The sequence below is a fragment of the Vibrio marinisediminis genome (genome assembly GCF_014050145.1).
Lineage (GTDB): Bacteria > Pseudomonadota > Gammaproteobacteria > Enterobacterales > Vibrionaceae > Vibrio > Vibrio marinisediminis.
On the sequence record NZ_JACFYF010000001.1, the window covers coordinates 400,876 to 426,713 of the forward strand.

A 25,838-nucleotide genomic window follows, 5' to 3' on the forward strand; every position below is an offset into this window, starting at 1 on the left:
GATTAAACGTACTGGTAACTCCCATCTGTTTTGTCACGCTTACCTACATATCTGTCTTCAAATTTAGGCGACCAAACAGCGCTTGCTTCTTGGTTCTGGTTCCAATCAAAAGCAGTCATGCGATGGTTCATCTTCCAGATCCCGTCACGTCGCTCAAACTTGTACCAATGGCGCCCACCTAAAATGCCTTCTTTATCTACGCCATCTTCTTCATGTACGTGGTATGCCCACACGTAGCTTTCAGCAGTTGCAGTATCACCATCAACATTGATCAAAACGTTACTAATACGGTGCTGAGTAATTTTGAGTGCTTTAAAGCCTTCCATAGCTGGGTCAACAAAGGCATGGGCGTTATCATTGTAGAAAAACAAATCAGGGAAAATGGGATCTTGATGATCTTCAATCGCATCTTCCCAATAAGTCGATTTCATTAGCTCTGCATCCATACGGTCTAGAGAGCGTGCATGTTGGAAGATCACCTCAGTGATGTCTTGCTTATCCAGCATAATTTGTAGTTTTTGTTGCATGTTCATAAGTCACTCCTCGTTGTGTTGGGATGTATCTTAGACACAAACAAAAACGACTAAAACTATGCTAGAGTTCATACCAACTATGCGTTTTTGGAATAATTGATGTTAATATGGACCAACTAAGTGCAATGCGCGCGTTTGTTCGAGTGGTACAAACGGGTAGCTTCTCCGCGACAGGCAGAGAGATGAATTCCTCTCAAACCACCATCAGTAAGAAAGTCGCCGCGCTAGAGAAGTTAATTGGCGTAAAGCTACTTACTCGCAGTAGCCGCGATCATACTCTGACCCCATCTGGTGCTTTGTATTACCAAACTTGTGTCGATATTTTAAATGAACTCGACGAAGCTGAAGCAAAAGCGCGCTCGGAAGTCGCCCTACCACAAGGCGTAATCCGTATAGCGGCTCCCATTGCCTTTGGGCGTCTAGTTATCGCCCCACTCATAGCTGAATTTTTTTCGCACTATCCTGAGATTAAAGTGGATCTATCGTTGAGTGATAAGCACATCGATATGATCAGCGAAGGCATAGATGTGGCGATTCGAGCACGAAAACTCGAAGATTCTTCGCTTATTGCCAGGCACCTTTTTGATAACCACATGCTATTGCTCGCCTCTCCTGATTATTTAGCCAAACATGGCGAACCTCAGCATCCAGATGAACTAAAACAACATAACTGTTTGGTTTATTCGCAACTGCAATCGATCAATGTGTGGCATTTCAATCGTCAAGACACCCAATATTCTGTGCCCGTAAATGGCAATTTTAAAAGTGATAATGGCGATGTACTGCTCGAGGTTGCATTAACAGGGATGGGGTTGGTTCAAATGCCGATTTGGATGGTGAAAGAACACCTAGACTCAGGGCGCTTACAGCAAGTTTTGTCCGACTTTGCAGGGCAGAACTTACCATTTAACGCCATCTACCCGCAAAATCGCTATGTACCACTTAAAGTGAGATGCTTTGTCGACTTTTTAAAACAAAAACTGTCTAGCGAACAAGCATAAAAAGGACAATCACATCACTTGTAAGGTACCTTTTAAGCCAACCAAGCGTGTAAAGTGCTGCTCTAACTCTTTCGCAAGCTCAGCAGCATTCTGCTCAATGTAATAACTATTCACTTCAGAAAAAGTACCTTGGTATGAGCCTACAAAATTCTCAAATTTAGGGATATTGATTGGTTCAAAGACAAACTGCGTTTGAGTGAAGTTACCTGTTGAGATAATGACATCATCATCGACGACGATGAATTTCAAATGCACATCTTGGTTGACAAAGTATTGGCACAGTAACTGACCTTTTATTCGTGCAATGAACTCTAAGAAACTCTTTTTGTTTGATGGCACTCGCGTAGGGACTCGCTTACCCGAAACTCGTACAAAATATTTCGGATATCGCCCTCCGTTAGACTCCTCCTCTAAGGTTTCATCCACGTAAGTCTGCGATAGGATCTGAATATTCAAATTGCCATTTGATGCTCTCATCGCGTGTTTAAGCTCATCATCAAATGTATTGATATGCTGGGCACAGAGAATCACTCGTCGTTTAGCAGACGCAATTTTCTGCTTAATGATGGCTTCAATATCTCGATTCGAGTTTGGCAAAAATGGCGCGGTAAAATGTACCTTTCTAGATGCACTTTCAGGGGATGACGCTGCGCTGATGACTTGTTGATCTACCGGTTCAAATTGCTCTCGGTAATGAGAGTAGTTTGTCTCAACATTTAAGTTCACTCCACTAATGTGCTTTGATCTCGCCATCAGTTGCTGATAGAAAAACTGGCTATATGCATAATCATCAGCGCTGTTTTTAACAATCAAACACAACTCTTCTTTGACTAAATCTCTCAGTGCCAAATTTGACGAAGTCAGTACGCTATAACTAGCCCCATCTCGCATTTGAATCAACATACTTTTGATATGAAGACTAAATGGCACTCTGCCTCTAGAAAATTCTTTCACTGATGCAGAGCGTAGATACACATGGTCAAAGATGTGAAAATTCATGCCATTACCGACTTGGCAATGTTGATATATTCTCTGCGCAAAATCGGCTTTGCTGCGCGATGTCTGCATTGGAATACAAGATGCGTTAGTGAAGAAGGAGTAGAAATCGTTGCTACTCGCCGCTGTAAGGTCATAGCCTTCAAGAGGAATAGAGACCACATTCACTGTTACCCCCGAGCTTGCTAATTTTCGCAATTCATTCGCCAAAATCAGATTATTGAACAGGTAGCACGAAACCGTGATCTCTTCGAACTCATCACTATATTTATTAAAAAACTTAACCAGCTTATCGAGAATCGTCGGGCTGCATCCTTCACCAAAAAACGTATAAGGGTTTTGAGCTTGATTACGGTGCAGACCATCGAAAATGAGATGTGAGGCTTTGTTCATTGGATAGAGCTTCTTGATTTGCCATGAGTATTGGCAAAATTATGATCGGTTAGCTCACAAAGAGAAATCGGAAATTACCGCCCGCCCCTGCTATCACTCCACGCTGTGACAGAACTCAAAGTACAAGCTCTCACCATGAAGAAAACCACCTACATGCGTAGGTGGTTTAAGGTCGAACGTTAAAACTTAATAAAGCCTAATGATTGTAGGTATACCAGTATCAGAGCAGCCGGCGTCACGTATTTAATGGTGACAATATATACCGTCTTGATTTTCATCCCCTTTCCGGTGTTGATCTCCGCGAGCAGATCATTTGGGTCACTAAACCATCCAATAAGTAACACCATCACAAGTCCACTGCCCGGTAGCAATATGTTTGAAACGAAATAGTTTGATAGGTCAAAAATACTCATGCCAAACAGTTTGATGTGTGCTATCGGACCAAACGAGAGTACTTGGAAAATACCAAGGATAAAGATAGCCGTACCTATAATTGCGAGGGCTTTATTGCGAGTCCATTTAAGCTCATCGGTAAAGTAAATGATGATCGCTTGCAAGAGTGCAATTGTGGTCGTCAAACAGGCAAAGAACAGTGCAAGGAAGAAGATTGTCGCGAACACCATCCCAAACTGCATATTTGCGAAGATGGTAGGAAGAACGATAAACACTAATGGAGGACCAGCTTCTGGTTCTATACCGAAAGAGAACACGCTTGGGAAAATGATTAACCCCATCAAGAATGCAATCAGTAGGTTACCCAAAATAATGTAGATTGAACTGCTCGTGATCGCTTGGTCCTTACCCATGTAACTGCCGTAAGCCACCATGTTCCCCACACCAATCCCTAATGTAAAAAATGCCAATCCAATTGCGGCTAGAATAGCCTCGGGTGTTAATGCTGAAAATTTAGGTAAGAGATAGAATTCAAGTCCAAGATGCGCGTTTGGTAATTGCAAAGCATTGACCACAAGAATGATGATCATAACAAACAGTGCAGGAATAAGGATTTTGCACAGTTTTTCTATCCCGTTTTGGATTCCTTTTGTCAGAACTCCAACGGTTAACACCATCATCAAGAACTCCCAAAATACAAGAGTATAAGGTTCGTTGAGGAAGGTGCCGAAACTCTCAATAACCTGCGCAGACTCCATACCATTGTATGAACCCGTGACAGATTTAAAGAAGTACGCGATTGTCCATCCTGATATCCCAATATAGAAAGACAATACAATGATCATTACCAGCAAACCCGCATATCCCACGAAATGGTAGCGTTTTCCTGGAAACAATTTTTTAAGAGCGGAAACGTAGTTAAGTTCTGTTCTGCGCCCAATGGCAAATTCAGTAATTAAAATGGGGGTAGATATAAAAAGAAGTGCTAGTAGATAGACACATAAGAATGCGGCCCCTCCATACATACCAACGGTAAAGGGAAACATCCAAACGGCACCAAGACCAATTGCCCCACCAATTGAGGAAAGAACAAACCCTAGGTTCGAATTCCATTTTTCGCGAGCTTGTGGAGCGTCGTGTTCTTGTGGCGTCGTCTGTGCCTCTTGCGGTGTAGCTTGTGTAGTATTTTCCATGCTAATACCTCACTAATCTATACAGTATTTACAAAAAGAGAGAGTGAAAACACTCTCTCTTTAATGCGCTCTACAACATCTCAAATCCGGCAGTGAAGTGACGTAGCGAGGTGATCTCAGCTTCATAAACAAGCTTCATCCCTTTATACGAATCCCTGTTTTCATAGATGTAGCCTAAGGCTTCAGCGATAACGTCAAGGTGATTATTGGTATAAACTCGACGTGAAATACCAATACGCATGATCTCAAGAGCAGGCATAACATCTTTACCCGTCACTGGGTCCTTAGAACCAAATGCACAAGCACCTAACTCTACACATCGAACGCCAGCTTCTTCATATAAAGCAACAACCAAGCGTTGAGATGGGAATTCATGCTGCGGGATATTTGGGAAGAAACGACGACCGTCAACGTAAACGCCGTGCCCGCCAGTCGGTTCAACAATAGGGATACCCTTTTCTTTCAGTCTATCACCTAAGTACTTAACCTGATTGATGCGGTATTCAAGGTAATCTTGATCGATACCTTCATAAAGACCAACAGCTAGAGCTTCCAAATCTCGCCCTGACATACCGCCGTAAGTAATGAAACCTTCTCGAGCGATAGTCAATTGTTGCGCAGCCGCGAAGATTGCCTCATTACGAGTAACAAATAGACCGCCCATATTGACCAAACCATCTTTTTTCGAGCTCATTACTGCAGTTTCACAGTAGGAGAACATTTCTCTCGCTATCTCGATAATCGGTGTATCTGCATAACCAGGCTCACGTTGCTGAATGAAATAAGCGTTCTCTGCATAACGCGCGCAGTCGATGATAAATGGGATATTAAATTCTTTAGCAATTTCGCTGGTTTCACGAATATTTTGCATTGATACAGGTTGACCACCGTTGTTGTTACAAGTGATCGTCATGATGATAACAGAGACGTTTTCAACACCCTTTTCGGCAATCAGTCGAGTGACTTTTGCTGTATCCATGTTGCCTTTAAATGGGTGTGCAGCGCTTGCGGTATCAAGACCTTCATCAATGACTAAATCAGCTGCCAATGCCCCCATAATCTCAGCGTTGCCACGGAAAGTATCAAAGTGCATATTCCCGATAGCGTACTTACCTTTTTTAGCGTACAGGTTGGCCATAATTAGGTCGGCCGCACGACCTTGGTGAGTCGGCTGAACAAAAGGCATACCAAAAATATCTTGAACCGAAGCCTCTAAATGGAAAAAGCTTTTGCAACTTGCGTAGGATTCATCACCCTTCATCATTGCAGCCCACTGCTCGGTACTCATTGCTGACGTTCCACTGTCAGTAATACAGTCAACATAAACATTTTCTGCTTTCACTTTAAAAGCATTGTATCCAGCTTCTTTTAGAAATTCTTGTCGCTGTGCTTTAGTGGTTTTTTTTAGGTTTTCAACCATTTTGATACGGAATGGTTCAGCTGTCATAAATCTCATGTATAACTCCTTTCGTACAGAAAATTACAATTTACATTAGGTATAAATTGTCGTTCAAAATGTTCTATTAAAATCGACTAACGCTTTATAGTTACAAAAGTACAATAACGTTATTGTTCGCTAGAACTCTTAGAACGATCATCTACATCATTAATTGCTTTTAAAGAATATAAATAGCCATTTGTTCTTAAATGATATATTTACAATCACTATTACCTTCGTAATATTACTAACGAAAGCTGCAGCAATTTAATTGAATAATTTTAATTAAGCATGAGTAAACCCATGTTTAATATGCAACAAAACATAATAAACTCATGGAATAATAAAATTGTATTTTGGGGGTTTCACGAGACAAAAATAGACGACTATCTTTAATATGCCATTACATATGATGACAACAACAGATAAGAGTTGTAATCATTCAATGTAGTTGTATAAGAGTTTTAAAAGTAAGAAAAACAAGCATATAGACGACGTTCTACAATGTTTGAACTTCTAATAAAACAATCTTACACACAGGCAGATAATGCTATTATATTGTTGTGAAACAGATGGTTATGCAGATTTTTCTGAAGTCAATCGAGAAGAGAATTTAAAGTCAGTGGTATACCAATCGATCAATAGACGCGATTGCAAAGTAGATTTTAGTTTGAAGTTAATGTTCATATCACGAGCCTATATAAAAGGTTAATAACGCAATAAAGTAACAAGTTGAAATCATTATTGACTGATCTATTTTCAAAGTACATAGGCATCGTAATCATTTGTGATCAAGGTAGTATTTTAAATACGCTTTTTAATTAAAACGATATAACGCTTCAGTTTTAATTAACTTACTTAGTCTTATCGCTGATGGTTTCCCACATAATCGTAAATCTCTATATAGATAAACAAGCTATTAATAATACTCATATTTATTGCGCACTATTAATACGCCACCAATGTATATTGGTGCAATATAGCCATAGCGCCGTGGGCATAGAAGTAAGTTTCAATTAATCCAACACTGGTTTTATGGATCTCTAGCAGTTCCGGACTAATACCCGATGAACTGGCACTGAAATACCACAAGGTCCCCGTGACTAGAGCAAGTAATAAAGCGAGCAAACCTAAACCTTCAACCGTTGCCGCAATACCGGACGGATGAGATTCTACCAACTTAAACGAGCGAAGCGTTTTAAGGTCCTCTTTGATTTGCGTGAAATTACCAGATAACCATGGGTACATATCGCCCAGTTTGCGGCGCTTGAGAACCTTATAGCAAAAGACCAAGGTGATTGGCACTAAAAGCAAACCAGCATAAACATGGGCTTTCGCTACAAGGTTAATGTTCTGCCACAAAGTGGTGGTGTGAACATGCATGAAATTTGACGAAATTATCTGGGCAAGCACCCAAACAAAAACAAATGCATGCAACACTTTTTCGGCTATTGGGAGTTTGACAAACAATTCATCAACTCCGTCTTTTAAACGTGACAATGCCATAATGTATTCTTCTATGCTGACAGTACCAATACAAACAAAGACAGTATCGCGGCTGCCTCGGCTCGCGTTATCTCACTAGGAGAATACGCCTTCTAACACACGATGCTATGCGTTTACCCGTAACCTAATTGCCCACTTTTGTGCGGTATACTCAGCTAGGATGCTCACAACCCCAACTAAACTAAATGTTGTCTCGCTCAGATTCGCTCGAACGGTGTACCAATAAGATGTATTTGTACACGCAAGCAAACCCCGTGCTGGTGCACAACGACAACGCACCGTATAATTATCGGTTCATCAAAGACAGGGTAATGAAATGAAAATTTGTGGTGTTGATATTAGTGGTAATGATGCTGTTGTAAGCCTTCTAACACTTTCTGATGGTGTATTTACCATTCCTGATTGCAGAGTGGCTAAAGTATCTATAGGTGATGCAAACGACACTCAAAAAATGAAAGACTTCCAGTTTGCGTTCGCTAAATTGATGCAAGACTACCAAATCGACAGAGTTGTGATCCGCCAACGTCAAACAAAAGGTAAGTTTGCTGGTGGTGCAGTTGGCTTTAAATTAGAAGCGGCTATTCAGTTGATCGAAGGTCTTCCAGTTGATGTAATTTCGGCAACAGAAATCAAAGAGCGCCTAAAACGAAACCCTCTTGCGGTACCATTTAAAGAAACGGGTCTAAAGCAATACCAAGAACCTGCGTTTCTTGTTGCTTATGCATGCATAATGAACTAATTGGGTAGCAAGCTTACACATTGCCTGACCATGATTAAGAGACATACGCTTAATCGCCATGCTCTTTAATGTTTGCAGCTAAACAGAAAGCGGAAAAGTTTTCCCCTTTAATAAGAAAAGCCAGTCATTAGATGACTGGCTTTTCTTTTGTGTCGCGTCGTTTACTTTATACGTGCAATTAGCGAATGAACGCAATCCAACCTTGTAGAATGACGAGGTTCACGATGTCGATAAAGAACGCACCCACAATCGGGACAACCATAAATGCTTGAGGCGATGGACCATTACGGTTCACAATTGAACCCATGTTCATAACTGCGGTAGGCGTAGCACCTAAACCAAAACCACAGTGTCCGCTGGCAATAACCGCTGCATCATAATCTTTACCCATTAGACGGAAAGTAATGTAGTAAGCAAACACCGCTAGAATCATCGATTGAATCACTAGGATGATAAGGAACGGAATCGCTAGATCGAAGATGTTCCACAGTTTCAGGCTCATTAATGCCATTGCTAAGAATAAGGATAACGAAACTGTACCTAGGATATCGATAGTCTCTAGGTCTAACTTACGTACTTTGGTCACTTCCAAAATGTTGGTGATCACCACACCAATAAATAGCGCATATACAAAGTCAGGAATCATCAGCCATTTGATACCAAATGAACTTACCCAGCCTTCCAAATAATCTGCACCAGTCACACAGAGCATGATGAGCGCCAAACCTTCGACAACCTTTTTCGCAGTTACACGATCTTCTTCATGCTCGTTGTATGTAACCAACTCAGGGAACTCTTTGTGACTCTGGTTAGAACAGCCGTATTTTGAGACCAGTCTTTTCTTCAAAATCAGACGCTGTGCTACCGGACTCCCCATAATGCCACCAGCAACTAGACCAAACGTAGCCGATGCCATGGCAATTTCTAATACGTTATCCAAACCGTACACATCTTGGAAAGTTTGCGACCATGCCGCACCAGTGCCATGCCCGCCAGATAGAGTAATTGAGCCAGCAATTAATCCCATTAATGGATCTAAGCCCAATAGGCTTGCCAATGACACACCAATCGCGTTCTGAATTAGAATATAAACGGATGCAATCGCTAGAAAGACGAATACTTTTGCGCCGCCTTTCACCAACTGAGTGTAGTTTGCCGCTAAACCAACGGTCGCAAAAAACATCAACATAAATGTGTTTTGTAACGGCAGGTCGAAAGCCAAGTCAACGCCATTAAAATGCATAGTGGTAATGGCGAACGCCACAATCAAACCACCTACAATGGGTTCAGGAATATTGAATTTTTTTAATGCAGGAAATTTTGAATTAATAAACTGACCTAAAAACAATACGCAGATAGCGACTAAAAATGACTCCTGTGGGCCTACCGATATAACCTGATTCATAAATCCTCTTGTTCCGTTTTCTCACACAGAGAGCTTCGAACTCAAACTGTGAGCTGTATCTCTGCCGGTCAGGTTGCCTGTTGCGGAGTTACATTACCAGACTCAATCCAACTCTTTTTCCCATCATTTAAGAATTAAAGGCAGATTGCTGAGGTTTAATTTTCACATAGCGAGAATTTTCATCTCAAATTTATTCTTGACAAGCCTAATAAAGCACTGAGATTACGTGATCAAGATGCAAAAATATCGCGCAGAGAGCCTGAAAACCTTCGTAAAACAGAAAGGAAATTATAAAAATTAGCGGGATAAATCGGTACTTAATGAGAGATTGGTAAGCAATTTACAGCATAAAAAAAGCCAAGCTCAGATTGGCTTGGCTTTTTAGTTAGTACTCTAACAATAAAAATCAACTAGCGACGGTTGTAGCGACCTTTTGATGAACGCTCTTTGTGTGCTGAAGCGGCTTTCGCTTGAGAAAGCAAAATAGACTCAACCGTAAGCTCCATCGGCTCACGCGGTTTCAGACCGTGAGGAAATGTGCGCGCACGTGGTGGCAAGTTGTACTCATAATCAGACGCTTTAGGCATACGCTTGAAACGATACAGGTAAAAGTTTTCTACACGCTCTCTCGCCCATTCCGTTTTCTTCAAATATTTAACGCTACTTGCAACCGTTGGCTTAGTATTGAAGCAATTCATACGCATTGCGGCATCAAGAATTTCCCAACCATAATGGTCAACCAACTGCTGGATCATGTCTTCAATTTTAAGACCGTGCAGTGGGTTATTTTGCTGCAATTCAATGCGTAGTTCATCTGACATATGTTCTGTCATGAAACTTTCCTTCGTCTTGAGTAGCATGCTTTACCGCAACCACTCGGTGTTAATTCATCACTGCCAAATACAATTTACTTGGCAGTCTATCTCAATGTATCTGGTTCTCGCTGCACTGATTAAGCCGCGTTCAGTACCTTTTGCTGATGCGCCATGTACTCATCAAAAGTACCTTGGAAATTAATCAGTTGCTTACTTTTAACATCAATAATTGATGTTGCCAGAGAAGACACAAACTCACGGTCATGGCTAACAAAGATTAGCGTACCTTGGTAAACACTCAATGCACTATTTAGTGCTTCAATCGCTTCCATATCCATGTGGTTGGTCGGTTCATCCATAATAAGAACGTTAATGTCTTGCATCATCAACTTACCAAAGATTAAGCGGTTTTTCTCACCACCTGAGCAATCTTTCGCTTTCTTGTTCGCATCATCTGCAGTAAACAATAGACGGCCTAAAATACCGCGCACCATTAGGTCATTGTGCTTAACTGTGCGCCATTGTGAAATCCACTCAAAGATGGTCAGGTCGTTATCAAAATCGGCAGTACTATCTTGCGGACAGTAACCAACAGATGCATTTTCAGACCACTTAACCACGCCTTGAGTCTGTTCCAACTCACCAACAAGGCAACGCAGCAATGTCGTTTTACCGACACCGTTTTCACCAATAATAGCTAAACGTGTGCCAGCTTCTAACAATAAGTTACCACCACTAAACAGAGTTTCACCATCAAAGCCGTGCGCCAGATCTTGCAGCTCAAGCGCTAGACGGTGTAGTTTTTTACCTTCACCAAAATCAATTGATGGGCTGATACGGCTACTTGATTTCACTTCATCAAGTTGGATTTTATCCATCTTCTTAGCACGTGAACTTGCCTGTTTTGCTTTTGACGCGTTTGCACCAAAACGGTTAACAAAGTCTTGTAGTTCACTAATTTCAGCGGCTTTCTTAGCGTTTGATGCAAGTAACTGCTCACGGCGCAGACCCGATGCTTCAAGGAAGTACTCATAGTTACCTGGGTAAATACGCAATTCACCGTAGTCGATGTCAGCCATGTGAGTACATACAGAGTTCAAGAAGTGACGGTCATGCGAGATGATGATCATCGTACACTTACGTTGGTTCAACTCTTCAGCCAACCAGTTGATGGTATGAATATCCAAGTTGTTGGTTGGTTCATCAAGCAACAAGATATCTGGGTTTGCAAACAAAGCTTGTGCCAATAGCACACGCAACTTCCAACCAGGCGCGACTTGTTGCATCAGACCGAAATGAAGCTCTTCTTCAATACCCGCTTGCAGCAAAATATCCCCAGCACGAGCTTCTGCTGTGTAGCCGTCCATTTCGGCGAATTCGCTTTCAAGTTCCGCCACTTTCATGCCGTCTTCTTCACTCATTTCAGGTAATGAGTAAATGCGTTCACGCTCTTGCTTCACTTCCCACAGTTTGCGGTCACCCATGATCACTGCATCAATCACGGAATATTTCTCAAATGCGAACTGATCTTGGCTCAATACACCCAGCTTTAGTCCTGGTGTAATAGAGACGTTGCCCGAGCTTGGCGTTAGTGCACCACTAAGAATTTTCATGAAGGTTGATTTACCACAACCATTGGCACCAATTAGACCGTAACGGTTGCCGTTGCCGAACTTTGCTGAAATATTTTCAAATAATGGCTCGGCGCCAAACTGCATGGTGATGTTATTTGTACTTATGATAACCCTGTCCTCGAAGTAAATTTTCTTTTAATAACAAGCTCTTAATTTACTTTCGAGATACTGTTTTAAAAGGTCAAATTGGATAAGGGCGCTATTCTATATGATTCGAATTAAAGGTGATATAGATCACTTAAATATTGACCATATTCCTTGAAATAAAAATCACGGAAACAAGCTATCCCATCGCTGCGAAATTGCACCAAGCGAGGAGAAATCAATCAATATTTAACTTAGTCTTTGCCATCAAGAAAAACAGGGTCGCATCGGACCCTGTTGTACGCAACATCGCTATCTTTCTTGACGCGCTACTGCTGAGCAATCAAAGCTTCTAATGCGGCTAACGAGGCTTGCTTTTCACCGTCCATCATACATTTTGCTTCATTGACATATTGGTCGACGCCTTGTTTAACATCTTGTTGGTAAAGCACGACATTGTTCAAAATCGACGCCACATAAAGCCCTCGAAGACGACCAACAGCAAATAGCGCAGAAGTTTCCATATCGGCGCCAAGAACACCCTTCTTATTCCAATATTGGCAAATAGACTCTTCGTCGTCGGTGTAAAAGCTATCGTGCGAGCGTACAACACCAAAATGATGCGGGGTGGATTGACCAGACAAGTAATCGTGTAATGCTTTCAATAACGAGAAACTGCCATATGCTGGATACGCGGCATCAACATAAGCTTTTGAGCCGCCTTCATCACGCACGGCACCTTCTGCCACGATTAACTCACCAAGTTGAATGCTGGCTTGCATCGCCCCTGCAGAACCAACACGGACAACATGAGTCACTCCGCATTGCTTAAGTTCTTCAACAGCAATGATCATTGAGGGCGCACCAATACCCGTACTGCATACAGACACCGGTACCTCTTTGTATTTGCCTGTAAAAAGACGATATTCACGGTTTTGCGACACCATTTCTGCACAATCAAACAGCGCAGCAATACGGTTGGCACGGTCAGGCTCGCCGCAAACAATAACCAATGGGGCGACTTGGGTTTTGTCGACACCAATATGAGGTTGTTTGAGCATGGATTGATCCTCTTATTCTTGTATTCAGACAGCAGACATGACAGCGCAACTTAAGTGAGTCGTCACTTTTTACTCGGGTCATATCGAAGTCTTGCCATAATGTGTTTAAACTACGCCAATCTTAAGAGGGTTTCGCCTTAGAGCATGAGGACTTTTGTCCTACTAAAGTGCTTTTAAATCGTGGTGATAGCAGGGTTTCACTATGATATGTGACTGGTATCAAAATAGAAAAACCGTTGTGGAAAATACCAAACGGAGATACCGCTAGTTGGTTATCCATTTACGGGAAAACATGAGAGAACTATGAGAATTAAACCGTCGCCAACGGGTCGTTTTAAAGCCTTGCTCAATAACAAAAGTACTGCGTTTCGAGAGTTGATCTATCAATGCCAAGTAGGTAGTTGCTACTTTAACGCCGGGCAAGCAATTTTGACGCAAGGTCAACCATTGGAGCATATCTATGTCGTGCCGGCAGGGCGTGTTTCAATGAGTATTTTGGCGGTTAACGGACGCCGCTTTCAACTTGGAGAAGCAAACTGCGACGATCATATTTTTGGTGAGATGGAATTTTTCACCGAAACGCCATGTCAATGGAGCGTAATGGCAGATGAGCAAATGCAGGTAGATATTATTTGCATTAAAAAGCTCACAGAGAGGCTCCATCAACAACCTGAAATGCTGTTTTTCTTTGCCTCTGCACTCGCTGATGATTATCAAGATTCACTCGACATCTACACCAATCGCTTGCTACACCCTATCACTTACAACATTGCCTATGATTTGTTGATGCAGCAACAAGAGAACCCACCGCTATGTGGCTTTAATAAAGTCAATCAAGAAGCGGAGCGTTTTGGCACCTCTGGGCGCGTTTATCGCCGCGCAGTAAAAGCACTGATGGATAAAGAACTGATCCGCAAAGGTGAGAGTGGGTTGGAAATTGTCGATGAGCAAACACTGAAGGCTTTTCTCGATACGTATGAGTAGTCACCACAAAAAAACGCCACCTGCAAACTGCAATGTGGCGTTACTAGTAATACCTTAGAAATTAGACGAACAAGCTAACAATCGCCGCGTTCATTAAGTTCGCCAATGTTGCAGCAAGCAGTACCTTCATTCCCAACTTGCCAATCACACCAGCGCGCTCAGGGATCATGGTACTAAGAGCACCACATACCATTGCTACCGAACCAATATTGGCAAAACCGCACAATGCAATCGTCATAATTGCGGTGGTACGCTCACTTAAATCAACCGCACCCATGCTTGCAAACGCAACGAACTCATTAAGCGCAATTTTTTGTCCTAAGAATGCACCCGCGTCCATCGCTTCACTCCAAGGAACACCAATCAGCCATGCGACTGGTGAGAAGAAGAAGCCGAGAATCACATCAACGGTCAAGCCTTCAAAACCGATGTAGTTACCCAGAGCGCCCAGTCCACCGTTAAGCAATGCCATCAAGCCGATACATGAGATGATCACCGCACCGACAATCGCCGCAATTGACGTACCAGCAATCGCCCCTTTTGCAACAGCATCAATAAAGCTGGTTGGCTTTTCGTTATCTGGTAACTCCGGCACTTCATCAATCGTGACTTCTGTTTCTGGGATGATCAGTTTTGCAAACATCAAACCCGCTGGCGCAGACATAAAGCACGCCATAACCAAGTAGTTAATGCCAACACCCATACCAGCAAGACCCGCCAGAATTGAACCAGCAATGGAAGAAAGACCACCGACCATAATGGCGAAGATCTGTGCACGCGTCAGCACACGGTGGAACGGCTTTACCAAAAGCGGCGCTTCGGTTTGACCCAACACAATATTACCTGCTGCGTTCATTGATTCAGCGCGAGAAGTGCCGAGCACCAACTGCAAGCCGCCGCCGATAATGCGAACAAACCACTGCATGATGCCCATGTAGTAAAGTAAAGAAGTTAGCGAGGCGGTGAAAATAATTTGAGGCAGAACTTGTAAAGCCCAAACAAAGCCAATGCCATCCACACTGAAATTCACCAAGTTACCAAACGCAAACTTAATGCCTTCTGTACCATAGTTAAAGACAGTTCCCACGCCATTTGAAACCGCGAGCAACACATCAGCCCCCGCCTCAGTTGCCAATACAAAACCGGCAACAATTAGGATGATAGCGAACGCGCCAACAACGGCGCGCCAACTGATTTGACTTCTATTTTCAGAGCATAAGAAACCCACACCGAGAAGAACGGCGATACCAAGTATAGATTGCAACATAATAATTTATCCGATGTGAGCGTTTACAGCGTTAATGATTTGGTCAACATGTTGATGAGCGAGCGAAATGGTTTTGTCGACATCACCGCCCTCTTCAGGAATGGCGTTCATTTCAAATGTCACTACGGTATCGATGATATTCATCTCCGCAGCTTTAAAGGCATGTTCAAAAGCGCGCTGATAGCACTCCAGTGGCATAAAGTTAAAGCCCGACTCTGAATAAGACTCCGCCGTCGCACCCGCAGTGATTGAAAACAGCAGTTTCTTACCTTTGAGCTGGCTACCTTCTGGACCGAAAGCGAAGCCATAGGTGAAAACGTCATCTATCCACTCTTTCATCACAGAAGGGAACGTACTCCAGTAAAGTGGAAATTGCACAACCACCAGCTCAGCATCTAACAGGCGTTGCTGCTCCGCTTTAATGTCGCCAGCAAAATCCGCCGCGTGGGCGATTTGCCAATCACAACGCTGTGCAAGCAGCTTGAGAATTTCTGCATTAGCAAAAGATTTGTCTAAATTAGGGTGTCCGTTGATCACGAGTACGTTCATGAAAAAAACCTATTTTTGTTCGTGCTTTTGTTCTTGCTTTACGTGTATTCAAAATGGTTAGTGATACAAACAAGAAGATCCGCATCTATTGTTATATTGATAACTCTGATGAAAATGATAACGCTGACTTGATAAGAATAAGAGGACAAAAGTCCCTCCAGTAAGGGACTAGGTCAAAAATTTCGAAATTCGGTGAAATCTAGTTCTCACCTAGCAATCCACGCCCTCGCACCTAACGAGATTACGGTCCAAACAAGCAGATATCTAAACTCTGGCATCTACACTGCAGCAAAGCCACTGTGCGCAATATCGTTCAATACTGCCCAATTCATCACTGCTAAATTGCACCAAGCAATGAGGAATTAAATAATGCACAACTTAGTCTTTGCCATGGTCGTTTTTGCTTTTGTCGGCTCTGTAACCCCTGGACCCGTGAATATCATGGCGACCAGCGTCTCAATGAACCATGGGCTATACTCCGCGGCTCGATATGTTAGCGGAGCGTCTTTTGCCTACGCTCTGGTGGTGTTTATCACTGGCAGTGCAGTTAATACGGCGACCAGTGTGCTGCCTAAACTGGAGCTCACGATGCAGATTTTAGGCAGTGTCTTTATCTTATACCTTGCCTATAAAATCTATTCCGCCCCCACTTCTTCTTTGAAGTCATCAAAACACGCCTCGGCTGGCTTTTTTGTTGGAGCCTTAACCCAAATACTCAACCCAAAAGCTTGGTTAGTCGCCATGTCCGGTGTTAGCCTGTATGTTATTGGTCATGAAGATCAGTCGTTTTCACTAGCACTATTCACTTTAGTCTCGTTGATCCTTTGCCTTATTGGCGTTGGTATTTGGGCGGTGATGGGAACAGCATTATCGAAATACCTGAATAATGCCGTGCGACAACGACAGTTTAATCGGGTAATGGCAGTGCTACTGGCTGCTAGCGCAACGATGATATGGATATAATTTGATGAAATCGTGAAGGAACATGAAATCAGATACTAGTGTCACTTTTAAACAAAGCACCTTATTACCATGGGTAGAGCTTCGGATCGCCAATCAAAGCTCTGCTTGCTATGAATCCCATTCTCATGATGAGTTTTCGTTCGGCATCATTGACCATGGTGTAGCGGATTATCGGAATCGAAAACAGACTCACCGCATTTCACAAGGTGACGTTGTCACAATAAACCCCGCTGATGTTCACTCCTGTAACCCTGATTTAGGCAGTGATAAAAGTAATGCGTGGTCTTATCGAATGCTGTTTGTTGATACGCTAAAGATGGGGCAGATTCAAAGTGAAATCTTACCTCAGCAACACATCGACTATCTGCCATTTCTCGCTGACTTTGATCGCAGCCTAGAGCTAAAACAAAGATTCATCGCACTATTCAATGCCCTACAAGCAGGGGGCAGCACGCTAGAAACTGAAGTGAGTTTTTACAATTTTATTGAATCAAGCTTTGCTAAATCACCAAGTAAAAATAGCGTAAGGATCGATCAAGCCGCTAGCCTACTTCGTGTAAGGGAAAAGTTGCTCGATGAAGTAGATGCACAGCATCAGCTCGATCAATTAGCGCAAGAAGCGGGGATTAGCCGCTACCAACTGATCCGCTCATTCAAAAACCAGTTTGGCTTACCACCTCACGCATACTTGATGGATGAAAAGATCAAACGATCCAAACATATGCTTAAACGCGGGCAGAAAATCGCCGAAGTAGCTTTATTATTAGGGTTTTCAGACCAAGCTCATTTCCAGCGTCACTTTAAACGTAAGCTCTCAGTAACACCAAAATTCTACCAATCTCATTTTGTTGATCTTTAAATAGTGAGCCTCGTTACTTACCTACCGTTGAGCTACTTACGCATACCATCTGGTGTTATTACTGTAAAATAAACGTCATTAAACTCGTATTTATCTAATAAATCTCGCATATGACGTTTTACAAACAACCTCTCAAATAATCCAAGCGTCAACATTGTAGTGTAAATAAATATAATCGCCGAGATAGACACTAACCAAAATGCAATATCTCCAGTAATAATCATAGAAACAAAAAACATTGCTACAACAAATAAATAAAAACCTAAGACCATATATTTATGTCGTGTCAGATAGTTTTTATAGCTAATATTATTAAAAATTGTTTCTTGTCTATGCTGATTTTTTACACCAACAACCTCTGTCTCTTTCTTCAGGTTACACACCAACACTTCAACTTCTTCACCAATCACAAGCAATGCGTTTAAGTTGTTATATACGCTAACCTTGTGTAACCGGGTTTCGTCACCGTTGTCATCAACAATATCGATAAAATCATAGTATAATTTGGAGTCTTTGTTCTTCCTTGCAATTTCGATTTGACTAGCGCCTTTTCGCTGTATTAGTCCTTTAACTCTTATATGATTCATATTACATCCTTGATATATAAGTATTAACAATGCTTATATATTCCAAACTAGGACTAAGCATAGCAACTAAGATCATATCAAATAACTTTAGTGTCAGAGTATTCATATTTGTATCAAAATGCGTTTATATTTCCAAGACAAATAAACGCCAAATTACCACAACCAACGGCTATTATATTTGCTACAGGAATTTTTACTGCCAATTATATTGCACTAACACATAAGTTACTGATTATTATTAAGCACTGATAGCCTCGTCGACATGATTTAATGTTGATTGAGATGACTTATAGCCCACCCATTTATCAACTACCAATGATGCAATCAAATCACCTTCCACGTTCACGGCGGTACGAAACGTATCGAGTGGTCGTTCGATGATCAACAAGATCGCGATCGCTTCCAACGGAATGCCCGCCGCCAGTAACACCATTTGCATACCCGACATTGAGCCAGAGGGCATACCCGGAGCACCCACAGATGAAACCATCGCCATGACAAAGATCATCACCAAACCGGATGTAGTCAGATCAACACCAAATAACTGTGCCAAAAATATCGCAGCAACACCTTCAAACAGCGCAGTTCCATCCATATTCATCACCGCCCCAAGCGGTAACACCATACTGCTGGTACTTTGCGAAACGCCTAACTCATTTTCTGCGGTTTGCATCGACAGTGGTAGCGTCGCAGAACTCGACGACGTAGCAAACGCCATGGCCATAGGTGCGGATAGAGCCTTAAATAGACGCTTGATGCTAATACCCGTGACCAATTTGGCAATACTGGGGAGCACGATGGCACCATGAATCACCGTTAAAGTGAATACCAACAAAGCAAACAAGGCTAACTGCTGAAACAGGTCACCACTGCCCGCCACGGTGAATTCGAACACGATGGAAAATACGGCTAACGGCGCAAGGCGAATAATGCCACTGACAATGCTATTCACGCCTTTGTTCAAACCAGACAATACGTCGAACAACACATGTTTCTCAGGTAGTGAAGAAAGTAGTGCTATACCTAATAAAAATGAGAACACAACAATCGCGAGCAGATTCCCTTGCGCCAACGCGGCAATTGGGTTGACCAACGCCATGTTAAACAACTTCTCAGCAATAGCACCGCCACCAGCTGCATCGGCGCTGATCAACTTCACGCCCTCACCCACAGCCACATGCGTTTCAAGTGGCTGCCAAGCGGGTAGCATTAGAGAAACGCCCAAACCTAAGCTAATCGCGATCATGCTGGTAAAGCTATAGAACAGAATCGTGGTACGCCCCACCTTCTTCAAGCGCACGGTCGAGCCAATACTGGTGATCCCTTGCAACAAAGAGAGCATCACCACAATACCCACCACCATTTTGAGCAAACCAAGATAAAGAGTTTTGCCCAACGTAATGAATTGATACCAACCTTGCTGGGCGATCTCATTATTGCTCGGTATCAGCGTGGCTATAGCCCAAGCGATCAACGCAGCCAATACCAATTGCAGCGGCAACGAAGCGCGTAATTTAGTCCACATATTAATGCTCCGATTTAGACGGATGAGAAAATAGAGAAGTACCGATGTACTTCTCTTGAATAATGACTCGAATATCAGTTCGAATTCAGATAATAAGGTTAAGAAATGTTGTGTTTGTAGAAAGGGTTCAACGACCCTTTGACACGCTTTAGCAATACAAGCGCGGTCACGCGTCCCCAACCAAACAAAATTCTTTGATGAAGACGGAAAATAGTGTCATAGAGGTTACGTACTAGACGCCCACGTAAGATCAACTTGTTATTAAGCAAGCTGCCTACCGCGTAATCATGACCCACCGCAATCACCATTCCGCCGTCGTTAAACACAAATGGCTTAATCGTTTTGCCTTTCAGCATACGTTTTAATTGGCTGGCTAAATGACCCGCTGCTTGATTGGCTGCCTGTGCTCTCGGTGGTACAAAACTTCCATCGGGTTGTGGGCACTCTGCACTGTCACCCAATACAAAAATCGCATCATCCAATGTGGTACGCAAAGTGGCATCCACTTTGAGTTGATTCAAACGGTTGGTTTCGAGCCCATCTAGCTCAGCTAACCATGGCGCACATTTAATACCCGCAGCCCACAATTGCAAATCAGCACCAATTATTTCGCCATTTTCGGTCACTAATTTACTTTGTTCTGCACGGCTAACACGAACATCCGTTCGTATCTGTACGCCGAGTTTTGTTAACGCTTTAGCGACTTTTTCAGACATACACTCAGGACCTGCAGGTAACACGCGATCAGAAGCTTCAACCAAGGTAATCGTTAACTTAGTATCTTGGCGATAGCGCGCCAGTTTGCCGCTCACTTTCGCCAGCTCTGCCGCCAGTTCAACCCCTGTCGCACCTGCGCCAACAATCGAAATGCGGTGTTCACCTTGAGATCTTAGCAATGGGTTAATACGGTCCCACGCTTGCTGTGCTTGCAATGCTGAATCAAGAAACAAGCAATGCTCGCTCACTCCTTCCGTTTTGAAATCATTACTGACAGCACCAACCGCCATGACCAAATAATCATATTCAAGCGTTGAAAGCTCACCGTTTACATTGCGGATTTCAATGCTTTTTGCACTGCGATTAAGCGCATTCATTGATGCTTGAACATATTGATAACGATTACAGTAAGCGTGTTGCAAGTAACTCACCGCATCCAACTCATCATCAAACGTGCCTGCCGCGATCTCATGCAAACGAGGTTTCCAATAGTGATGGCTCGCTGGCTCAACCAATACCACTTGATGTTCATTACCACGAGCAAAACTCTTTCCAAGACGTGTGACCAACTCAAGGCCGGCTGCACCGCCTCCTACCACTACGATTTTTGACATCGTGATCTCCAAATATTTGTACCGCGCGCAAGCGCAGAAGAGATAAAGAGTACTGACGCCTAAAAAGGAATTCACAGCACAAACCTAATGGCAGGCATTATATTGGGGTGAATTGATTTGATAATTGGGTAAAAAAACAAATGACTATTACGTATATGTAACAATCATTCATTCAGTCGAAAACCAGAACTATTCCGATGAGAATTAGACAGCCACGCCCCGACAGCGCCATAAACTTAGGCAATGCATCAACGCATATAGACAATTTCAAAACTGCCGCGCTTTTTTGTTGCCTATTTTGTCCAACATCGCCAAAGTAGCGGCAGATAACTCTATGATGTAATTTTCGATCATGCTTAATAAATATAATCACCTGATGTCTGAGCACACCAAAGGGGTCTCAGCATCCATTTTATGTTCGCTACTGTTTGCTTTAATCCCGGCTTACGTCCAGCTTCAACCAGATATGGCACCAAGTTTAATTAGCGGTGGTGACAGCCACTGGTTGGCTGTGCAACGCATTATTTGGAGCACTCTGCTTTTTGGCGTATTGCTTGTGGTAACGCAGCGCTTACCCCTGCTTATTGACGCGCTAAAAGATTTTAAAATGTGGCCAAGGTACGGTTTGTCTGCGCTATTGGTTGCACCTCAGTATTGGTTGTTTGTCTGGGCACCCGCCAATGATGAAACACTGAATCTCGCACTTGGATATTTCACCTTGCCGATTGTGATGGTGTTGATTGGGCGCTTTGTCTATAAAGAAAATCTTTCTCGTTTACAGAAAGTCGCTTGCCTCTTTGCCCTATTCGGCACGCTTTGGGCTTATGCTTTATCATCAGGTGTTTCGTGGGTCGTATTGGTTGTTGCTCTTGGTTATCCGCTCTACTTTATTAACCGTAAATCCATTCCGCTTGCCGCTGATGTGGGTTTGGCGGTGGACCACATTATTTTGCTGCCATTTGCGATTATTGCGATGTTTTTCCTCTACCCAGCAGAGTATTTCTTACATCTACCAGTAAGTACTTACTTCTACTATGTAGGCTTAGCCATCGTCGCGGTAACGCCAATGCTGCTCTACCTTTACGCCTACTCTAAACTGACAGTTTCGTTATTTGGATTATTAGGTTATGTGGAGCCAAGCTTTATCTTCATCGTCGGTTTGTTAATTGGTGATACCATTGCCACTAACGAGATGCCAACCTATCTGTTTATCATTCTTGCGCTCATCGCCTTAGTTCTTGATGGCTATAAACGCATGAAGAGCAGTCGCATAACAAAGCCTTAATCCATAATAATAAAAAAAATCTACATCTAGCGCGGCAACGTGTCGCGCTCATCCCTGCAATTCCCTCTATACAAACACCCACGGATTAGCCTGATGATGTAGTTAACATCATCAGGTAGCAATGCAGCTCAACTCACACCGAGTTATTTTTACATCACGCCATGCGATTTGATCAAAATCATGTTTGATTTCAAAAGGCAGATTTCTACCATTTTTAGGCAAAAAACAACCTTTTGACCATTTACCGAATGCTGAATATTAACGCTGATATTTAAGTAGGATGTTATGCATGATCAGCAGTAAATGGCTAGAGCTCTATAATTATCTAAGAAGCCAAATCGCTTCCCTTCCTCTCCAAGAGGAGGTTGAGCCGAAACTCAACGATCGTTTGATGTTTTTAAGCGCTCAATTTGTCAAAGAAGGCGAAAAACAAGACCAAAACAAACTCGATTGGTTAGAGCATGAGAGCTTCACCTTGGTAATGAGCGATATTTTTGAATCGCTACCGATCAATAGCTCTCAACTGCAATTTTTGTTCGAAACCCTAATGGCTGCGCAGATGTGCCAGCTTGCTATGGTGGTTACCAATCTCTATACGGCGCTACTCTCTAACGACGACTTTAAAACCAAATGTGGTTTGGTATACCAGCAGCTCGGTGATTACGACATGGCAAAAGCAATGTTCGAAGAATCCATCGCCATTAACGATCAAAACCCGATGGTTTACTGCCACTTAGGCTTCAATCACCTATTCCTAAATGAAAGCGATATTGCCATTGAGCATTTTAAGCGCAGTATCGAAATTGCCCCTGACTTTATTGGTGGATACCAAAACTTAGCAGGGCTTTATTACCAAGACAGTCACTTTGAATTAGCCGCCCAGTATGCAGAGCAAGCAATTCAATGCGATGTTTCACTCGTATCCACTTACATCACCGCCATCAGTGCTTACCTTGCTCTTGGGAAGAACGACCAAGCCGACCAATGGATCAATAAAGCTTTCGCTAACAACGTGTCATCAATTGAATTGGTTCGTTTAGCCGGCATCGCCGCTCACCAAAGTGGACGCTTAGAAGAAGCGCTTGAAGCGCTGGATCACTACCTCACCATCAGCCCCGAAAGTTATGACGTAGTAAGCATTCGCGCCCGCGTTAAAGCGGAGTTAGGACGATACGAAGACCTCGAAGACGACATCAAACAACTGCTGATCTTTGAACCACACGATGAATGGAGCCTAGAACAGCTCTTCCTCTGCTATTTCCATTGCGAGAAATGGTCAGAAGCACAGCTCGTCATGGTTGATCTCAACAGACTGGCGGGTCACTACAAAATTACCTATCGAGAACAGCTAAATACAATAAACAAAAAGCTGAGTCTGGATGTGGTTGAAATTTAAGTAATATAAATCTGGGAGTTAATGTGAAAGATCAAGTTGAAACTGGCGTAGCCGATACGTCTCGGCGCGATTTTCTCAAGTTAGGTGGCGTAGCAGCCGCCACTGCGACCATTGGTGCAGCGGCAGGTGCTGGCTTTGTGTTGGGTCGCGATCCTGATGCTAACGTTGGCTGGGGTCGTACCGAATCTGGTCATGACATGTACTTTAACCGCGAACCGTTTAGAGTCGATGTGGCACCAACCATGGAAGTGGCGGGCGAGCTAACTCGTCCAGAGTGGAGTGACTTCTTGTTCCACCGTACACGCGTACTTGGTGCCGAAATGAAAAAAGGTTGGATCCCAACCAAAGATTGGCGTGATATACCGAACGAGCGCGTACGTGAATACTATTCACGCCACCCTGAGCGTTGGGATGACATGTATCAATCTTTCGAAGAGAAAGCGGAACATGCTCAAAACTTCGAACGCCATCGCTCTCGTTTTGCACTTGGTTGGGCATACTCAGCCGCGTACATGCGTGGGGTAAAAAGTGATTTCCCACCAAGACCAGAAGGGCACCCTGACGAAGTCGATTTCCAATGGGTAAAACGCACTAAACAAGAATTCCAATCGCCGAAACACGCTTCTGATCTGATTAAGAAGATGGCGTTTAAGTTTGGTATGAGCATTGTTGGCATCACCAAGCTTGATCCTAACTTCGTGTTTAAAAATACCATGCGTGGCATGCCAGATTGGGATGAAACGATTCCAAAACACTGGAAAAACGTCATCATCTTCGGTACGCCAATGAACTGGGATCCAATGTACGCAGCGATTGGTTATTCCACTTCTTATGATGGCTACTTCCGTGCCAAAAACGCTTCAGGTTTGATGGCAGCCTTCCTCGGCGAATTAGGCTATGCAGCACGACCTCAATGGCCAGGTTCTGACTACGAAATCGTCGTGCCACCGCTCGCTATCCAAGCAGGTATGGGCGAAGCCGCACGAAATGGCATTTTGCTTACACCTGAGCTAGGTCCAAACATTCGTTTGGCAGCCGTTATCACTGAACTTGATTTAGAAGCCGATAAACCAATCGACACCAAAGTTAAACACTTCTGTGAAGAATGTAAGATCTGTGCTGACTCTTGCCCAAGCGGCTCAATCAGTAAAGCTGATAAGCCGGATGAAGTCGTTCGAGGTTACCGCAAATTTGCCTTTAACCAAGACAGTTGTTGGACGATGTGGCGCCAAGGTCCAACAGAAACGGCCATGGGTTGTCGTGTCTGTATTGCAGTATGTCCTTACACACGCAAAAACAACTGGATCCACGCATTAGTCAAAGAAACCGACCCGCGCGATCCAACCGGTATGACACGCAAAACATTATTGGCGATGCAGCATAACTTCTTCTACTACCCAGAAGCTGAGGCTTACCATGGTGATTGGAATGGCGGTCGCTTTGCCGGCTACCACCAACCACCAGAGTGGATGCGTAGCGAAAACTACCTCAAGGTTGAGAAAACTTGGGAATACGACGGTAACTGGGAGGGATTCTAATGTTTCCACAATCAACTGTACTCGACCCACTATTTTGGATGGCATTTGGTGCGCTACAAGTACTGGTATTTGCCGGTGCCAACCAGTGGGCTAAGCAATACCAACTCGGTATGAACTGGTGGAAATGGGCATTAGTGGGCGGTTGGTGGGCATCCATCATCTTAACGGTCGCTGGCGCATTTACGCTACTGGGTGAAAATGAAGGTATGGCTGGCTGGTACTTCCTTGGCTTTGCTGGCACTGGTCTTATCATCGGTGGCGCGATCTTATTGCGTGTGTTGGTGGCATTAAAGCCAAAAACAGCAAACTGATGCTTATCTTGAGAATACGTTAAGGAGCAGGCCACAAGGTATTTCAGCACTT

23 protein-coding genes are annotated in these 25,838 nt (G+C 43.2%); 9 read left to right on the forward strand and 14 right to left on the reverse strand.

From position 1 onward, the window contains the following. Nucleotides 1–2: 2 nt before the first annotated feature. Nucleotides 3–533 carry a nuclear transport factor 2 family protein gene (locus H2O73_RS01855; RefSeq protein WP_182105946.1) on the reverse strand — a complete coding sequence of 177 codons (531 nt, stop codon included), beginning with the start codon at nt 531–533 and terminating at the stop codon, nt 3–5. A 107-nt stretch (nt 534–640) separates the two neighbouring features. Here H2O73_RS01855 and H2O73_RS01860 point away from each other — a divergent pair, with 107 nt between their 5' ends. Continuing rightward, nucleotides 641–1,534 (forward strand): LysR family transcriptional regulator, encoded by an 894-nt coding sequence (locus tag H2O73_RS01860; protein ID WP_182105948.1) that lies wholly within the window; start codon nt 641–643, stop codon nt 1,532–1,534. A gap of 9 nt (nt 1,535–1,543) precedes the next feature. Here H2O73_RS01860 and H2O73_RS01865 read toward each other — a convergent pair whose 3' ends face one another. From H2O73_RS01865 to H2O73_RS01880, 4 genes are all read right to left on the reverse strand, one after another. Then, nucleotides 1,544–2,923: a hypothetical protein gene (locus H2O73_RS01865; protein ID WP_182105950.1), complete on the reverse strand. Its 1,380-nt coding sequence runs from the start codon at nt 2,921–2,923 to the stop codon at nt 1,544–1,546. 179 nt (nt 2,924–3,102) lie between these two features. Next, nucleotides 3,103–4,509, reverse strand: coding sequence for a sodium-dependent transporter (locus H2O73_RS01870; protein ID WP_182105951.1), 1,407 nt, complete (start codon nt 4,507–4,509; stop codon nt 3,103–3,105). A gap of 70 nt (nt 4,510–4,579) precedes the next feature. Beyond that, complete coding sequence (locus tag H2O73_RS01875) at nt 4,580–5,965, reverse strand: tryptophanase (RefSeq protein ID WP_182105953.1); 1,386 nt, start codon at nt 5,963–5,965, stop codon at nt 4,580–4,582. A 930-nt stretch (nt 5,966–6,895) separates the two neighbouring features. Next, on the reverse strand, nt 6,896–7,453 hold the full coding sequence (locus H2O73_RS01880; protein WP_246335813.1) for a cytochrome b/b6 domain-containing protein: 558 nt from the start codon (nt 7,451–7,453) through the stop codon (nt 6,896–6,898). A 316-nt stretch (nt 7,454–7,769) separates the two neighbouring features. On the opposite strand from H2O73_RS01880, the gene H2O73_RS01885 reads away from it, so the two are divergent. Then, entirely contained in the window at nt 7,770–8,192 is a 423-nt protein-coding gene (locus tag H2O73_RS01885) for a DUF3010 family protein (protein WP_182105955.1), read from the forward strand. A 178-nt stretch (nt 8,193–8,370) separates the two neighbouring features. Here H2O73_RS01885 and gltS read toward each other — a convergent pair whose 3' ends face one another. The 4 genes from gltS to H2O73_RS01905 form a co-directional block, all read right to left on the reverse strand. Then, nucleotides 8,371–9,597, reverse strand: coding sequence for a sodium/glutamate symporter (gene gltS / locus H2O73_RS01890; protein WP_182105957.1), 1,227 nt, complete (start codon nt 9,595–9,597; stop codon nt 8,371–8,373). Nucleotides 9,598–10,007: 410 nt separating this feature from the next. Then, a complete protein-coding gene (locus H2O73_RS01895; protein WP_182106908.1) occupies nt 10,008–10,418 on the reverse strand; it encodes a VF530 family protein in 411 nt (136 codons plus the stop codon). Between the two features lie 131 nt (nt 10,419–10,549). Next, the gene (locus tag H2O73_RS01900; protein WP_182106910.1) at nt 10,550–12,154 is read right to left on the reverse strand and encodes an ABC-F family ATPase; all 1,605 of its coding nucleotides are present in this window, start codon (nt 12,152–12,154) and stop codon (nt 10,550–10,552) included. Between the two features lie 305 nt (nt 12,155–12,459). Further along, nucleotides 12,460–13,191, reverse strand: coding sequence for a nucleoside phosphorylase (locus tag H2O73_RS01905; protein ID WP_182105959.1), 732 nt, complete (start codon nt 13,189–13,191; stop codon nt 12,460–12,462). A gap of 303 nt (nt 13,192–13,494) precedes the next feature. On the opposite strand from H2O73_RS01905, the gene H2O73_RS01910 reads away from it, so the two are divergent. Further along, the gene (locus H2O73_RS01910; RefSeq protein ID WP_182105961.1) at nt 13,495–14,175 is read left to right on the forward strand and encodes a Crp/Fnr family transcriptional regulator; all 681 of its coding nucleotides are present in this window, start codon (nt 13,495–13,497) and stop codon (nt 14,173–14,175) included. Between the two features lie 61 nt (nt 14,176–14,236). Here H2O73_RS01910 and H2O73_RS01915 read toward each other — a convergent pair whose 3' ends face one another. Next, on the reverse strand, nt 14,237–15,442 hold the full coding sequence (locus tag H2O73_RS01915) for a NupC/NupG family nucleoside CNT transporter (protein ID WP_182105963.1): 1,206 nt from the start codon (nt 15,440–15,442) through the stop codon (nt 14,237–14,239). 6 nt (nt 15,443–15,448) lie between these two features. After that, nucleotides 15,449–15,991 carry an NAD(P)H-dependent oxidoreductase gene (locus H2O73_RS01920; RefSeq protein ID WP_182105965.1) on the reverse strand — a complete coding sequence of 181 codons (543 nt, stop codon included), beginning with the start codon at nt 15,989–15,991 and terminating at the stop codon, nt 15,449–15,451. Nucleotides 15,992–16,360: 369 nt separating this feature from the next. Between H2O73_RS01920 and H2O73_RS01925 the strand changes: the two genes are divergently transcribed. Beyond that, nucleotides 16,361–16,954, forward strand: a complete 594-nt coding sequence (locus H2O73_RS01925) for a LysE family translocator (RefSeq protein WP_182105967.1) — start codon at nt 16,361–16,363, stop codon at nt 16,952–16,954. 22 nt (nt 16,955–16,976) lie between these two features. Further along, complete coding sequence (locus tag H2O73_RS01930) at nt 16,977–17,813, forward strand: AraC family transcriptional regulator (RefSeq protein WP_182105969.1); 837 nt, start codon at nt 16,977–16,979, stop codon at nt 17,811–17,813. 32 nt (nt 17,814–17,845) lie between these two features. Here H2O73_RS01930 and H2O73_RS01935 read toward each other — a convergent pair whose 3' ends face one another. The 3 genes from H2O73_RS01935 to H2O73_RS01945 form a co-directional block, all read right to left on the reverse strand. Beyond that, nucleotides 17,846–18,400, reverse strand: coding sequence for a hypothetical protein (locus H2O73_RS01935; protein WP_182105971.1), 555 nt, complete (start codon nt 18,398–18,400; stop codon nt 17,846–17,848). A 238-nt stretch (nt 18,401–18,638) separates the two neighbouring features. Then, the gene (locus tag H2O73_RS01940; RefSeq protein ID WP_182105973.1) at nt 18,639–19,925 is read right to left on the reverse strand and encodes a dicarboxylate/amino acid:cation symporter; all 1,287 of its coding nucleotides are present in this window, start codon (nt 19,923–19,925) and stop codon (nt 18,639–18,641) included. 98 nt (nt 19,926–20,023) lie between these two features. Beyond that, nucleotides 20,024–21,256, reverse strand: coding sequence for an NAD(P)/FAD-dependent oxidoreductase (locus H2O73_RS01945; RefSeq protein ID WP_182105974.1), 1,233 nt, complete (start codon nt 21,254–21,256; stop codon nt 20,024–20,026). A 352-nt stretch (nt 21,257–21,608) separates the two neighbouring features. Here H2O73_RS01945 and rarD point away from each other — a divergent pair, with 352 nt between their 5' ends. The 4 genes from rarD (at nt 21,609) to H2O73_RS01965 (ending at nt 25,786) form a co-directional block, all read left to right on the forward strand. Continuing rightward, nucleotides 21,609–22,541 carry an EamA family transporter RarD gene (rarD, locus tag H2O73_RS01950; RefSeq protein ID WP_182105977.1) on the forward strand — a complete coding sequence of 311 codons (933 nt, stop codon included), beginning with the start codon at nt 21,609–21,611 and terminating at the stop codon, nt 22,539–22,541. 289 nt (nt 22,542–22,830) lie between these two features. After that, entirely contained in the window at nt 22,831–23,937 is a 1,107-nt protein-coding gene (locus tag H2O73_RS01955; RefSeq protein WP_182105979.1) for a tetratricopeptide repeat protein, read from the forward strand. Between the two features lie 23 nt (nt 23,938–23,960). Beyond that, nucleotides 23,961–25,475, forward strand: a complete 1,515-nt coding sequence (locus H2O73_RS01960; protein WP_182105981.1) for a 4Fe-4S dicluster domain-containing protein — start codon at nt 23,961–23,963, stop codon at nt 25,473–25,475. Next, on the forward strand, nt 25,475–25,786 hold the full coding sequence (locus H2O73_RS01965; protein ID WP_182105983.1) for a VcrB family reductive dehalogenase putative membrane anchor: 312 nt from the start codon (nt 25,475–25,477) through the stop codon (nt 25,784–25,786). The genes H2O73_RS01960 and H2O73_RS01965 overlap by 1 nt, the downstream gene beginning before the upstream one ends. The last annotated feature ends 52 nt before the right edge of the window (nt 25,787–25,838 follow it).

What these genes read in the sequence shown, in the direction of transcription:
- H2O73_RS01855 (WP_182105946.1), bottom strand. Translation starts at nt 533, where the DNA reads ATGAACATGCAACAAAAACTACAAATTATGCTGGATAAGCAAGACATC.
- H2O73_RS01860 (WP_182105948.1), top strand. Translation starts at nt 641, where the DNA reads ATGGACCAACTAAGTGCAATGCGCGCGTTTGTTCGAGTGGTACAAACG.
- H2O73_RS01865 (WP_182105950.1), bottom strand. Translation starts at nt 2,923, where the DNA reads ATGAACAAAGCCTCACATCTCATTTTCGATGGTCTGCACCGTAATCAA.
- H2O73_RS01870 (WP_182105951.1), bottom strand. Translation starts at nt 4,509, where the DNA reads ATGGAAAATACTACACAAGCTACACCGCAAGAGGCACAGACGACGCCA.
- H2O73_RS01875 (WP_182105953.1), bottom strand. Translation starts at nt 5,965, where the DNA reads ATGAGATTTATGACAGCTGAACCATTCCGTATCAAAATGGTTGAAAAC.
- H2O73_RS01880 (WP_246335813.1), bottom strand. Translation starts at nt 7,453, where the DNA reads ATGGCATTGTCACGTTTAAAAGACGGAGTTGATGAATTGTTTGTCAAA.
- H2O73_RS01885 (WP_182105955.1), top strand. Translation starts at nt 7,770, where the DNA reads ATGAAAATTTGTGGTGTTGATATTAGTGGTAATGATGCTGTTGTAAGC.
- gltS (WP_182105957.1), bottom strand. Translation starts at nt 9,597, where the DNA reads ATGAATCAGGTTATATCGGTAGGCCCACAGGAGTCATTTTTAGTCGCT.
- H2O73_RS01895 (WP_182106908.1), bottom strand. Translation starts at nt 10,418, where the DNA reads ATGTCAGATGAACTACGCATTGAATTGCAGCAAAATAACCCACTGCAC.
- H2O73_RS01905 (WP_182105959.1), bottom strand. Translation starts at nt 13,191, where the DNA reads ATGCTCAAACAACCTCATATTGGTGTCGACAAAACCCAAGTCGCCCCA.
- H2O73_RS01910 (WP_182105961.1), top strand. Translation starts at nt 13,495, where the DNA reads ATGAGAATTAAACCGTCGCCAACGGGTCGTTTTAAAGCCTTGCTCAAT.
- H2O73_RS01915 (WP_182105963.1), bottom strand. Translation starts at nt 15,442, where the DNA reads ATGTTGCAATCTATACTTGGTATCGCCGTTCTTCTCGGTGTGGGTTTC.
- H2O73_RS01920 (WP_182105965.1), bottom strand. Translation starts at nt 15,991, where the DNA reads ATGAACGTACTCGTGATCAACGGACACCCTAATTTAGACAAATCTTTT.
- H2O73_RS01925 (WP_182105967.1), top strand. Translation starts at nt 16,361, where the DNA reads ATGCACAACTTAGTCTTTGCCATGGTCGTTTTTGCTTTTGTCGGCTCT.
- H2O73_RS01930 (WP_182105969.1), top strand. Translation starts at nt 16,977, where the DNA reads ATGAAATCAGATACTAGTGTCACTTTTAAACAAAGCACCTTATTACCA.
- H2O73_RS01935 (WP_182105971.1), bottom strand. Translation starts at nt 18,400, where the DNA reads ATGAATCATATAAGAGTTAAAGGACTAATACAGCGAAAAGGCGCTAGT.
- H2O73_RS01940 (WP_182105973.1), bottom strand. Translation starts at nt 19,925, where the DNA reads ATGTGGACTAAATTACGCGCTTCGTTGCCGCTGCAATTGGTATTGGCT.
- H2O73_RS01945 (WP_182105974.1), bottom strand. Translation starts at nt 21,256, where the DNA reads ATGTCAAAAATCGTAGTGGTAGGAGGCGGTGCAGCCGGCCTTGAGTTG.
- rarD (WP_182105977.1), top strand. Translation starts at nt 21,609, where the DNA reads ATGCTTAATAAATATAATCACCTGATGTCTGAGCACACCAAAGGGGTC.
- H2O73_RS01955 (WP_182105979.1), top strand. Translation starts at nt 22,831, where the DNA reads ATGATCAGCAGTAAATGGCTAGAGCTCTATAATTATCTAAGAAGCCAA.
- H2O73_RS01965 (WP_182105983.1), top strand. Translation starts at nt 25,475, where the DNA reads ATGTTTCCACAATCAACTGTACTCGACCCACTATTTTGGATGGCATTT.